General features: G+C 59.5%; 12 protein-coding genes. 3 read left to right on the top strand and 9 right to left on the bottom strand.

Annotated elements, in window-relative coordinates; genetic code table 11:
* Positions 1–386 precede the first annotated feature (386 nt).
* From ACTHV6_RS04370 to pgsA, 4 genes are all read right to left on the bottom strand, one after another.
* A complete protein-coding gene (locus ACTHV6_RS04370) occupies positions 387–626 on the bottom strand; it encodes a DUF3046 domain-containing protein (RefSeq protein ID WP_441386054.1) in 240 nt (79 codons plus the stop codon).
* Complete coding sequence (locus ACTHV6_RS04365; RefSeq protein ID WP_441386053.1) at positions 623–1030, bottom strand: helix-turn-helix domain-containing protein; 408 nt, start codon at positions 1028–1030, stop codon at positions 623–625. Before ACTHV6_RS04365 ends, ACTHV6_RS04370 begins: the two co-directional genes overlap by 4 nt.
* 141 nt (positions 1031–1171) lie before the next feature.
* The gene (locus ACTHV6_RS04360) at positions 1172–1720 is read right to left on the bottom strand and encodes a CinA family protein (protein ID WP_441386052.1); all 549 of its coding nucleotides are present in this window, start codon (positions 1718–1720) and stop codon (positions 1172–1174) included.
* A complete protein-coding gene (gene pgsA / locus ACTHV6_RS04355; protein ID WP_441386051.1) occupies positions 1689–2282 on the bottom strand; it encodes a CDP-diacylglycerol--glycerol-3-phosphate 3-phosphatidyltransferase in 594 nt (197 codons plus the stop codon). The genes ACTHV6_RS04360 and pgsA overlap by 32 nt, the downstream gene beginning before the upstream one ends.
* 142 nt (positions 2283–2424) lie before the next feature.
* Here pgsA and ACTHV6_RS04350 point away from each other — a divergent pair, with 142 nt between their 5' ends.
* Positions 2425–3684, top strand: a complete 1260-nt coding sequence (locus tag ACTHV6_RS04350; RefSeq protein ID WP_441386050.1) for a CapA family protein — start codon at positions 2425–2427, stop codon at positions 3682–3684.
* Between the two features lie 22 nt (positions 3685–3706).
* On the opposite strand, the gene ACTHV6_RS04345 is transcribed toward ACTHV6_RS04350, so the two are convergent.
* From ACTHV6_RS04345 to dapA, 4 genes are all read right to left on the bottom strand, one after another.
* Positions 3707–6328, bottom strand: a complete 2622-nt coding sequence (locus tag ACTHV6_RS04345; protein ID WP_441386049.1) for a DNA translocase FtsK 4TM domain-containing protein — start codon at positions 6326–6328, stop codon at positions 3707–3709.
* Between the two features lie 71 nt (positions 6329–6399).
* A complete protein-coding gene (locus ACTHV6_RS04340; protein WP_441386110.1) occupies positions 6400–8058 on the bottom strand; it encodes a ribonuclease J in 1659 nt (552 codons plus the stop codon).
* 27 nt (positions 8059–8085) lie between these two features.
* Positions 8086–9426: an AI-2E family transporter gene (locus ACTHV6_RS04335; protein WP_441386048.1), complete on the bottom strand. Its 1341-nt coding sequence runs from the start codon at positions 9424–9426 to the stop codon at positions 8086–8088.
* A gap of 63 nt (positions 9427–9489) precedes the next feature.
* Complete coding sequence (gene dapA, locus ACTHV6_RS04330; protein ID WP_441386047.1) at positions 9490–10395, bottom strand: 4-hydroxy-tetrahydrodipicolinate synthase; 906 nt, start codon at positions 10393–10395, stop codon at positions 9490–9492.
* Positions 10396–10674: 279 nt separating this feature from the next.
* Between dapA and ACTHV6_RS04325 the strand changes: the two genes are divergently transcribed.
* Positions 10675–11283 (top strand): hypothetical protein, encoded by a 609-nt coding sequence (locus tag ACTHV6_RS04325; RefSeq protein ID WP_441386046.1) that lies wholly within the window; start codon positions 10675–10677, stop codon positions 11281–11283.
* An 18-nt stretch (positions 11284–11301) separates the two neighbouring features.
* The gene (locus ACTHV6_RS04320) at positions 11302–11922 is read left to right on the top strand and encodes a hypothetical protein (RefSeq protein WP_441386045.1); all 621 of its coding nucleotides are present in this window, start codon (positions 11302–11304) and stop codon (positions 11920–11922) included.
* Positions 11923–11929: 7 nt separating this feature from the next.
* Here ACTHV6_RS04320 and ACTHV6_RS04315 read toward each other — a convergent pair.
* Positions 11930–12690, bottom strand: a 761-nt coding sequence (locus ACTHV6_RS04315) for an FAD:protein FMN transferase (RefSeq protein ID WP_441386044.1), incomplete at its 5' end; no start/stop codon positions are given.

The following is a 12690-nucleotide window of genomic DNA, read 5'->3' as shown; positions in this document are numbered from 1 at the left end:
GCCAAAAAGAGCTCCGATCCGCGCACTGGGAGGGGAGAGTTTCGCCCGGCTCCCGTAAGGGAAACAGGAGGAAATCAATCCGCTGATATTCTCGTGGAAAATTCATCCGCCGAATATTCCATCATGTGGACTCTGAGGGTCCAACACCGGCGCCGGTGCGCCACAGTAACACAACAATTGTGATCACACGGTGAAACGGGGCTATTCGCTGCCTAGGGGCACCTCATCCATCATGACGATCCGGAAGCAATTCCTAGGTCCGCTGCACCCGTGCCACACCATGATGGCAACGCCGCTGGCATGACATGGTGGTGGGGACCAACCCATACGGGCCGGTCCCCACCACGCGGTATTAAGTTGTCCTTCGGTTACCTTTTGTCTCGCCGCTACCGTCCCAGATCGTCACGCTCTTCTGGCTTGACCCGGTGGATGTACTGGTAGCGCTCAGGCAGATCCATCGATCGGCACATCGCCTCCCACACCTTCTGCGGGTTTGTCCCATCGTCAATTGCCTGAAGGGGACTTCGATCCCCTAGCTCAGATAACACGAGATCCTGCGTGAGGCTCCTGCCGTGCCCATCCGGGAACGTCCAGTCCACCGCACTCCAGAACTCTGACTCTCTCACCGATGCAGCTTGGACATCTCGGCGCGCACCAGTTCTTCCGGCACGGAGTCCGGGACCCTCATGTGCGGGGGTACGCGGCCCTGCGAGAAATCAATGCGATCAGCAACAAGCCGGAGCACGTGGCTGAGAGGGACGTTAAGTGCAGTGCAGATTGACGATAGTAGTTCAGAGGAAGCTTCCTTCTGACCCCGTTCCACCTCGGAGAGATATCCGAGGGAGACTCGAGCATCGGAGGAAACCTCGCGGAGTGTGCGGCCCTGACGCTGGCGGTACTCGCGCAGCACCTCTCCGAGCTCTCGGCGCAGGAGCGCCTGTTCCTCGTGAGCGGGTTCAGGCACGCGCACAATCTTGCGTGCAGTTCCTTGGTCTTTCCGGTTAACGCCGGTTCGTAGATCCATGCTCATCACTCTCCTCAACGCAGCAGTTTTGGAAATCATTCCCAAAATATTCAACTACTGACCAAACTTGAGCCATCCACACTCAAGTATACGGCTTCATGGTGTACACCATGCCAACTATTTCTGTACGAAAGCTGAGAGAACCCGTCATTCTTGGAGAAGATTCGATTTTGTGTTCGTAACCACATCATCGAGAGCACGCGCCACAAGGCCCAGGGCGCATTGAACGGCGCCCTCCCTGATCTCTGTTCGGCTGCCGTCAAGTGCCAGCAGCTCGGCGCGCTCCCCCAACGCTCCGGAGATTGCGATCCACACGGTGCCGGCAGGGTGGCCATCCGCGGGTCCAGGCCCCGCAACTCCTGTGGTTGCCACGCCAACGTCCGCCGCCAAAACACGGCACGCCCCGCGTGCCATCTGGCGCGCCACCGTTTCGTCCACCGGGCCCGTCTCATCCAACTGGTTCTGAGAGACTCCCAAAACACTCGCCTTCACGTCCGTAGCGTAACTGACCACCGCTCCCCGAAAAACGGCGGACACACCGGGCACGTTGACGATCCGGCTGGCCAACGCCCCGCCAGTCAACGATTCGGCACAGCACAGCGTAAGCCCACGGGCTTTGAGCGCTTCCACGGTGCGGCGCAGTTCTTCGCCATCAGCCACCACACTATTGTCCTTCCCCGGAGATCCGACGCGCATCACGGACGTATTCCACAGCGGAGGAGATCGAGAAGTACAGAGCAATTGCGATCAGTCCGTAGCAGATCCAAATCAGCACCGTTGCCAGAGCGCCCGGCAGGAAGCTTGCCCACGGGATCACCAGCCCACCAATGCCGAGGGACTGCATGAACATCTTGATCTTTCCGCCCCGCCCCGCGGCCATCACTTCTTGGCGAACCATGTACATGCGCATCAGCGTGATGGCCAGTTCGCGTCCAATCATGACTACCGTGACCCACCACCACAGGTGCCCGTGAAGAGACAACATGATGAGTGCCGCCCCAATGAGGCACTTGTCAGCAATCGAATCGGCAAGCTTACCGAAATCAGTGATGAGGCCACGGCTACGCGCTAGGTATCCATCCAGCTTGTCCGTCAACGCCGCAAGCGCGAAGATCCCCCATGCGGCCCATGCTCTGCCCGGCGTATCAGTCCAGTACACAACAACAAATACCGGAACTAGCACCAACCTGAGAACCGTCAGCGCATTCGCGATGTTGATAACGGGAACCTCGTTCGCCTCACCCTGCTCACTGCTCATTCTCCCAGCCTACCGCGTTCGGCCGGGGCCTCAGGGAAGGCCGGGATCCTCCCGCCCGAAATACCTTCCCACTCACCGGCGGTTCCGCCGGTCCACACGCCCCATCGGCTAGAATCGCGATCAGTCAATTCAAGGAGGAACCGTGCGCTCCACCCGTCTCTCACTCACAGCGCTTCTGGGGGCCGCCGCACTGCTGGCGGCCTGCACCCCATCTACCCCCGGAGATTCAGAAGGGTCATCGGCTACCGCTTCCGAATCGGCGCCAGAGGCCACCCCAACGCCAACCCCAACGGCGGACCCTTCTACCCTTTCGATCGTTTCAGGCGGAGATATCCTCCTCCACCTGTCCGTCAACCATTTTGCACAGCAGGCATCTGGCGGGGTCCTCGATTATGGTCCTCTGTTTGAACAAATCAACCCGTGGATCGAGGGCGCCGATCTTGCGTTGTGTTCCATGGAGGTTCCCATTGTTCCTCCCGGGCAGGAACCCTCCAATTACCCGGCGTTCGGGGCGCCACCCGAGATTGCCACGTCCCTCAAAGACATGGGTTGGGACGGGTGCTCTCTGGCCACCAATCACTCGATGGACCGCGGTTTCGATGGCGTCACGTCCACGCTTGACACCTTCGATGAGGCGGAGCTCGGCCATCATGGCACAGCGCGCACCGAAGAGGAAGCCGGTCAGATTCAGTACTATGATCTCGAATCCGGCGGCCGCGATGTCACTATTGCCCACCTGTCCGCCAGCACTTTGACAAACGGCATCCCGTTGCCTCAGGGCGCCGAATGGTCCTGGAACGTGGTGGGTGATCTGGGCCAGCGTTCGGTGGGTGACTTAATCGATGATGCCGCCGCGGCACGGGAGGCCGGCGCGGACCTTGTTGTGGTCTCTATGCACTGGGGCACGGAGTACGTCAGCGAGCCGATCGAGGAGCAAACGGAGATCGCCGATCAACTGGCAGAATCGGGGCAAGTAGACCTCGTGTTCGGCAACCACTCACATGTGCCAGAGCCTGTCACTGAGATTGACGGCGGACCTGACGGCAACGGAATGTGGGTTGTGTGGTCCATGGGCAACATGATCTCTGGACAAACGATCAATAATCACGGATACGCCGTCACCACGGGGCTCATCACTACCGCCACCGTGGACGTTCCACCCGAAGGCCCGGCGAGCGTCAGTAACCTCGAGTGGACGGCTGTCACTCAGGACGATCGAAGCTATTATCTCTACCCGCTCCACGCCCTTGAGGAGGGATACACGGATTCGGGGATGACTCTCAACCAGTCCGAGATTGCCGCCCGAGCAGACGCTACCTACCCGGTGATGGCCGATAGTGGCGAACAGCGGACTGACCCGCCCGTATCCGAGGGGACCCTCGTGGATCAGTATCGCAAGTAGTGAGTTGAGGACGACGACGGATCTAGCGGCCGGTGAGCTGCCACGCGTCCTCATCGCCGTCGTCGTCGCCATCCTCGTACCAATCGGCGGTCGGACTCGGGGCCGAATGAGCTAACGGATCAGTATCGTACCGGTTCGTCATAACCTCCGTGGCACCGGGTTCCGGTTCGGAGCCTGCTCCCTCGGCCTCATCAAAGATCGAATCGCGTTCTCCACGTAGCATCGCTAGCGCGTTCTCCAGATACTCCGGCGATACGAGAACATCGCGAGCCTTCGATCCCTCGGATGGCCCCACGATCTCATACTGCTCCAGCAAATCCATCATGCGTCCAGCCTTCGCGAATCCAATGCGAAGCTTGCGCTGGAGCATGGATGTGGAACCGAACTGCGTTGTCACAACAATTTCTGCCGCCTGCAGAAGGACCTCGAGATCGTCACCGATTTCCTCGCGTTGCTTCTTCTGCTCCTGTACTTCCTCAAAATCGTTGCGGTAGTGAGGTTGGAGTTGGCCCTTACACTCGCGCACCACGCGCTCGATCTCTTCCTCGTCCACCCAAGCACCCTGCAGGCGGATGGGCTTGGAGGCACCGGCTGGCATGAAGAGGGCGTCACCTTGACCGATAAGTTTCTCAGCCCCCGACATATCCAAAATGGTGCGCGAATCGGCCAGTGAGGACGTCATGAACGCCAAGCGCGACGGAATGTTCGCCTTGATGAGGCCAGTCACCACATCCACGGACGGGCGCTGGGTGGCCAACACCAGATGGATACCGGCGGCGCGGGCAAGCTGTGTAATACGCTGAATGGAGGCCTCAACATCACGTGGGGCCACCATCATCATGTCCGCCAGCTCGTCCACCACAACCAGCAGATAGGGATACGGGGTGAGCTTACGCTCCGGGTTGAGGGGCGTGACGGTGCCAGCGCGAACGCCATCGTTGAAATCGTCGATGTTCTTGAAGTGGTAGGCCGCCATATCGTCATAGCGGGCGTCCATTTCCTTGACCACCCATTCGAGAGCCTCTGCGGCCTTCTTCGGATTGGTGATGATAGGCGTGATCAGATGCGGAATGCCGGCGTAGATTGTCAGTTCCACGCGCTTGGGATCCACGAGGATCATTCGAACCTGATCAGGGGTGGAGCGCATCATGATCGAGGTGATCATGGAGTTGATGAACGAGGATTTTCCAGCCCCTGTCGCACCAGCCACGAGCATGTGGGGCATCTTGGCAAGGTTGGCAATGACGAACTTGCCTTCCACATTCTTGCCAACTCCCACCGTCAGTGGGTGGGTGGCGCGGGCAGCAACCTGAGAACGCAGGACGTCTCCGAGCAGCACAGTCTCGCGATCCGTGTTGGGAATCTCGATACCGATCGCCGATTTACCCGGAATCGGTGACAGAATGCGAACATCCGGCGAGGCAACCGCATAGGCGATGTTCTTGGAGAGCGCCGTAATACGCTCCACCTTGATACCGGGGCCCAACTCGACCTCATATTGGGTGACCGTTGGCCCACGCGAGAACCCAACGATCCGGGCATCAATGCCGAATTCGGAGAACACCTGAGTCAGGCGATCTACCACCTCGTCATTGGCCTGCGTGCGCTCAGCATGGGGCGCACCATGCTTCAGAAGCTCTTGGCTGGGAAGCGAATATGTCACTGAGGGGTCCAGTGCCAACTGTTGGCCCCCGGGTATCACCGTTGTGGTATCGGGAGCGGGGAGCCCTTCTGGCGCGTCTGTTCCCTCGATCGGTTCGGGGCTGGGTGCCGGGCTAGAGGGCCGGGACTTCTTGTGGGGCTTCGGTTGGTCATCGTGACGGTAGGCCCCGAGCGCGGCGGTGGCCGCGGCATCGTCGGGGACGGACGGGGGCTCCTCCGGTGCTTCCTGCTTCTTCTTCCGGGGCAGGAGGCGCTGGCGGCGTGGGGTATCTTCCGCTTCCACCTCGTGCGCCGCATCGTAAGGACGCGTGGCGGATGAACCGCGATTGGCTATACCGTCCTCGCCTTCGCTTTCCTGATCATCCTGTCCTCCACCGGACTTCGATCGCACCATCTGCCAGAGCTGATGCACCGACGTATTGGTCATGTACAGCAGCGCGAACAGGAGAACCAGAATGAGCACCGGGTAGGCCCCGTATGGAGAAAGAAGAGTGCGCAGCGATGCACCAACGGCCCACCCGAGCAGGCCACCGGCAGAAAGAACGCCATCAAAATCATTGACGGGGCTGGACGGGGCGGAAATGAGGTGCAAGATCCCGTCAACAGACGTCACGATCAGCGCGAGGCCAATAGCAATCCTCTTATTGGTGGGACGGGGCACCGTTCGGAAGATCTGAACGGCAACAACGATCAAGAGGATCGGGACAAAGATGGACAAGGCGCCCACGGCCCCAGCCGTCACATAGTGGATTCCTGTGCCAAGAACGCCAGAGAGACCAAACCATTCACGTAGTGCCACGATGATGGCCAGTGCGAGTACCCCGAAGGAGATTCCCTCGCGCTTGAGGGGGCCCATGGGCTCTCTGGGTTCTGTGTCCTTCTCCTGCTTCTTGCCCGCAGGAGTTTGCTTGCTGGCAGAGGCCTTCCCGCCAGCGTTCTTTGCTTTGCTGGCGGGTTGCTTCTTATTAGCATCTCTAGGCACTCGTGGACTCACACTCTAAACCCTAGCGCCGCACGCGCCCCCGTACATGCCTCGGCACGCCGCCACGGGTGCTAGACCGTCACAACCGTGGGAATAATCATGGGTGAACGGCGGAGCTTGCGCGAGGCCCAGCGGCCAATCATGCGGCGCATCGCCTGCTGCATCCCGTAAGTATCCGTGCCCTTTTCGAGTGCTTCCTGAAGCGTGACCGTTACCTCTGGCAGGATATCGTCAAAGACCGATTGATCCTCCGCCATGGCGCGGGCCTGAATGTGCGGGCCCGTCACGATCTGCTCTGCGCTCTGATCCACCACAGCGAAGATGGCAATGAAGCCCTCCTCGGAAAGTGTGCGGCGATCCTTGAGTTCCGTTTCCGTGATGTCTCCAACAGAGGAGCCATCCACGTAAATCTCATGGAAGGGTACCGAGCCAGCCAACGACACCTCGCCGTCAGTCATATCGATGACCGAGCCGTTTTCCGCCAGAATGACGTTTTCGGGTGGCACGCCGGTTTTCACGGCAATGCCGCCGTTGGCCACCTGATGGCGAACCTCGCCGTGAATGGGCATGGCGAACGCCGGCTCAAGAATGTTGTAGCAGTACAACAGTTCGCCTTGGGCCGCGTGACCGGACACGTGCACCTTGGCATTGCCCTGGTGAACGACATGCGCACCAAGCTTCATGAGGCCGTTGATCAGCCGATACACAGAGTTTTCGTTTCCGGGGATGAGAGAGGAGGCAAATAACACGGTATCTCCGCCGCCCACGCTGATCTTCGGATGGCTCTTGTTCGCGATGCGCGCCAACACGGCCATAGGTTCGCCCTGAGATCCGGTGGACATGTAGACCCGCTTGTTATCCGGCAGATCGCGCATGTCCCCAAGATCTCGCAGCACTCCTTCTGGGACCTCCAGATACCCGAGATCTGAAGCGAGGCCCATGTTGCGCACCATCGAGCGCCCCACGAACGCCACCTTGCGGCCATGGCGTGCCGCGGCATTGAGTACCTGCTGAACGCGATGAACGTGAGAGGAGAACGAGGCCACTACGATTTTCCCGGTGGCCCGGGAGAACACATCGTCAATAACAGGGCCGATCTCCGATTCGGATCGGACGAAGCCCGGGACCTCCGCATTGGTGGAATCGCACATAAACAGATCCACACCTTGTTCGCCAGCCTTGGCGAAGGCGCGGAGATCGGTCAACCGTCCATCAAGTGGAAGCTGATCCATCTTGAAATCGCCGGTGATGAGGATGTTGCCTTCGGCTGTCTTGACAAACACGGCCAGTGCGTCCGGGATGGAATGGTTCACTGCAATGAACTCCATCTCAAAGGGACCCACCTTCTCCACATCGCCCTCAACCACAACGTGGGAGTGCGCGCGAATGCGGTGCTCCTGAAGCTTCGCCTCGATAAAGGCAATGGTCAGTTGCGAGCCGATGACCGGGATATCCGGGCGCAGCTTAAGCAGATAGGGCACGGCGCCGATATGGTCCTCGTGGCCGTGGGTGAGAACAATCGCCTCAATGTCCTTGACCCGATTTTTCAGGTAATCGATGTCTGGGAGGATCAGATCAACTCCCGGTTGGCTTTCCTCAGGGAAAAGAACGCCGCAATCAACAACAACCAGTTTTCCTCGATACTCGAGGACGTTACAGTTTCTACCTACTTCGCCTAGGCCACCAAGAGGAACAATCCGTACGGTGTTTTCGGTGGGGGGCGCGGGCATCACATGGTCAGTCACTCCCCCATTGTGTCACGCGAGCGGCCCATCCGCCGTATCGGTGGCGAACGCGATCTCCTCCACTGTCTTTTCACCGGACTTAATATCGGTGAGATCGCCCAAGTAGCGCAACACTTCCGTGACCATGGCGGCCGCCGGCACTGCGAGGAACGCGCCCACGATGCCGAACACGCCGCCACCAACTGTCACAGATAGCAGGATCACCGCGGCGTGCATCTTCATCGCTCGCGATTGGAGAACCGGCTGCAGGATATTGCCTTCGAGCTGCTGCACACCGACGATGAGGATAAGAACGAAGATGGCAGTAGTGAAGCTGTTCGCAACCAACGCCACCAACACGGCAAGAGCCCCAGCCGTGAACGCACCCACGATCGGGATGAAGCCAGCGAAGAATGTGATGATCGCGAGCGGCCCGGCCAGTGGAACGCTCATCGCCCACAGCCCCAAGCCAATGAAGAACGCGTCAATGAAGCTGACGATCGCCTGCGTGCGGATGAACCCGCCAAGCGTGTTCCAGCACCGGGTTGCCGCCTCTGTCAGATGCCAGCCAACCCGGGGGCCGGTCACGCGGCGAACCAACGGGAGGAACCGGCGGCCGTCCTTGAGGAAGAAGAACGTCAAAACGATCACCATCACGAAGGTGACAACGGCGGAACCAGCTGCCGTTGCTCCCGAGATGGCCGTTTGCGTGATCGTGGATGCCTGATCCTGAATCCAATCCACAACCTGACCAACAACTGTGTCTAGCTGGGTAGTTTCGATGTTCAGAGGAGGCCCGGCGATCCAATCGAGAACTCGCTGTATGCCTTCCAAACCCTGGCCATACAGTTCCCGCGATTGGGAGGCCACAGACGGCGCGATCGCCACGAAAATGCCGATGATCAGCGCAAAGAACCCGATGATTGTGGTGAGTACGGCGAGCGCTGGCGGGAAGTGCCACATGAGGAACCGATGAACCACCGGCCACAAAACGGTGCACACAATGATGGCAAGAATGACGGGGAGAATACCCGTCCAGATGATGCTCGCACCCTTCCACAGCACCCAAGCTGCCGCGGCTATGACAAGCAGGCGCAGGCACCAGCCTGCAAGCCAACGCCCGGACGAGCCGATGACATCACCACGGTCCAGTTTCCCGTCAGCCCCATGATGAACCCGCGGTGCAGAACCGGCAAGCGCGTCTGCAAAATCAGCTGGGAAGCTCGCGGTGTCAGGAGCGTTGCCGCTGGTATCTGCGCGCGCAGCTTCCTCGGCCTGTTTGGAGCAATTGCTGTCCCGCAGACGTTTGGCCGAAAAACGTGCACGTTGATCCGCGGTGGTCTGTTTTCTTGAAGCTGCCTTCTTTATCCTCACGAGGCCCATTGTGCCCTAGAGGACGAACATTTCCCACGAAACCCGCCAGATGGGTGTTTCGGGCTACATCAATCCCTGCTGGCGGAGCGTATCGGCAAGCTCTGCCAGCTGGGCCTTCGAGGCACCCACGAGCGGCAGGCGGAGAGTGGCCGATGGGATCACGCCGGTCAGCTTGAGTGCTTCCTTCGCCATCACGGCGCCTTGGCCGCCACCCATAATGGCGTTGATAACCGGCAGCTGTTTGACTGCTTCTTGACGAGCGGTGGGAAGATCACCCGCGTCAACCTCGCTCACCAGAGCGCGCAGCTGACTGGCGATCACATGACCGGCCACTGAGATGACGCCGGATGCGCCGTGGGCGAGCCATGCGAAGTTAAGCCCGTCGTCGCCCGAATAATACTCAAGTCCGGTTTCCGCCATCTTGACGAATCCGGAAGCAACGTCCCCGGTCGCATCCTTCACACCCAGAATCCTCGGGTGCTCCGCCAGCCGCCGCAACGTATCGAACTCCAACTTCACCCCGGTACGGCCCGGAATGTCATAAATCATCACCGGCAGGTCACTGCCCTCGGTAATAGCCAGAATGTGCTGGTACACCCCCTCTTGGGAGGGACGGTTGTAGTACGGGGCCACAATCAGAAGGCCGTCAGCGCCCGATTCTTGGGCACCCTGAGCAATCCTCACCGCATGAGCCGTGTCATTGGACCCAGCCCCCGCCATGACGAACGCACGGCCGCCGATGGCCGCCTTGACCTCGCGGACAAGCTCGTCCTTCTCAGGCTGATGAGTGGTGGGCGATTCGCCCGTGGTGCCAGAAAGCAGGATGGAATCACAGCCCTGCTTGACGAGGTGATCGGCCAGATGAACAGCCGAATCGATATCGAGGGAACCGTCCTCATGGAAGGGTGTCACCATTGCCACGGAGACGGAACCAAATACACGTGCTGGAGGTGTAGCGGACTCAGTCATGGTATGAGCCTACCGCGTGACGGTAACCGGCGGGGCACCGTGTCCACACTGTGCCCCGCCCTGATTACTTCCCCATAACGATTTCATATAGCTTTGATGAAACTGCCGATATCAGCTGAGATTCTTGTTAGGGTCAAGTCAATTCCATTGATATTTGACTATCAGAAACGCGTGGAAGACATCAGAAATAGACGAAATCGACAACAGATCAATCTCCCCAGAAACGAATAAGCAGCGCTCACGTATTAAGCGCCAATTGAAACACTCAAGGAGAATGCAATGAATGCAAAAAAAACTCGGGTTTCCGGTGTCGCGATCTTAGCGATGACATCGTTAGCAATCGTGGCATGCAATAACGCTTCCCCGGCTAGCGAAGACCCATCGACGGATCCTTCCCCTCCCTCTTTGACGGCAGAGGAGCTCGTGCCCATCATCGCCCAAACTGATGCACCGGACAGTGAATCAATACCGGATGTGCTTCTGGACAATGGAGCCGATCCTGACACAGCTCGTGTGTTGGGAGATTCGGACTACGGCACACATTGGGTCGCGACCGATCCCGAGGGCAACATCTGTATTGCGAGCCAGCTCTATAATGATTCCGAGGACAACTGGGTTGACGCCTCCTCGTGTACCCCACCCGATATCTTCAACGATCACGGCATCTACGTAGCAGCTGGCGGCGAAGGATTGCAGTCAGCCACCGCCTATCTCCTTCCCCCGGACGTTGACGCATCAGAACTCGCTTCCACCGATGGCTTCGAGCTTCTATCAACAGATCCGCAACCTGTTGCAGTGGTAGGAACTAAGGCCCCCGGGAATGGCTCACCGATCACTCTTCCTCGTGAAGGAAGCGGGACATTCGAGTTATCAGGAACTAGACAATGATATTCGCCGGGAGTTCTCGTGGCTGAAAGACGGAGAAGCGGCACACTCGTTCTGGCACTAATCGCAGCGATCTTCGTTGCGATTAGTGCAGGCGGCGTCATCGCTACCGTGAACTCTCAGAATAGGGCGACGCCTGAGTTGACCGACCTAGCACCCGCGATTGGCAGGCTGGATTCCCTAGATTCCTCCGCTGTGCCCAGTTTTCTCGCTGCAGAGGATTCGGAGTTTGATGCGAACTCCGTGCGGGAGCTTGGAGAATCATCGTTCGGTAAACACTGGATAGCGCTCTCTGAGGATCGGAACATTTGCGTTGCAACCGAACTCGCCTCGCCCAAGGCTAACGCGCCAAGCGTTTATGCCTCCGCCTGCGTCCCGCCAGAAATGTTCGAAGGAGAAGGCGTAGGAGTCAACGTCACCGGTCCACTCAACTCGCAATCCACCGCATACCTGCTACCCCCGGACGTGGACGTCTCACCGCTAGCAGCGCTTCGCACTCAAGGCACACATATTGAAATCGTCATGCGTGACCCACAACCCTTCATCGTCGCAGATCTCGAAACCGCACGCATTGCGGAAAAAACCGAACTAACACATGCGGACGGCAGCCCATTCACCCTCCCCCAGCTCCGCACTCGCTAGCTGGGGATCACTCATGATGCTGCCGCCTATCAGCAAGCCATGCTTGGAAGCCGGGTGCCGTTCGGAGTTGAAGGTTCGGGCTTGCCAGAAGCCTGCCGTCGATCGTCATGAAAATCGAATCCAGTTCCGGATGCTGGGCATCAAGGCTCATCGCCGCCTCCAGCCCCATCGCCAGATAAGCGGTGGAGAAGGCCTCGCACGCCATCCCGTCGCGGCCGCACACGACGGCGCCGCACAGATCCGTGGTGGCTGGTACCCCCGCCCACGGATCTAACACGTGAGTATGGCCCCGTACGCTCCCGATTGCCATGCCCGGATCGGCGGACACCGCGAGCGCCCCCGATTCAAGGATCACGGAACCAATGCGGTCCCAACCGGCCCACGGGCTAGCCAGCCCGATCACGGCGGGTGCGCCCGCCACGGCTATCGACGAGGTGCCCAGCGAGACGAGGACGTCACTGGCCCCGCTCTCTCGGGCGAGTTCCTGAAGCCGATCGGCAGCGTACCCCTTGGCGATGCCACCAAGATCCACCGAGCGGGCGGGGGCATCGGTCACGCGGCACCATTGCCCATCCAGCTCGATCCGGCCGCGAGTGCCGTGTTCCGCAGTTGACGGGGCCTTGGCAGAGAGCGGGGCCGCCGCCTCTCCCCCATTCGCGTACACCGCCAGGCGCTGGTCCCACTCGCGCATCTGCGCGCCAACAAGCGCACAGAACCAGCCAGAGGTCTGATGCTCATAGAGTTTGGCGGCGCCCAGCACCGCCGCCG

Source organism: Ancrocorticia sp. (assembly GCF_052089425.1).
Classification (GTDB): Bacteria; Actinomycetota; Actinomycetes; order Actinomycetales; family Actinomycetaceae; genus Ancrocorticia.
This window is presented reverse-complemented; position numbering and strand designations above follow the sequence as displayed.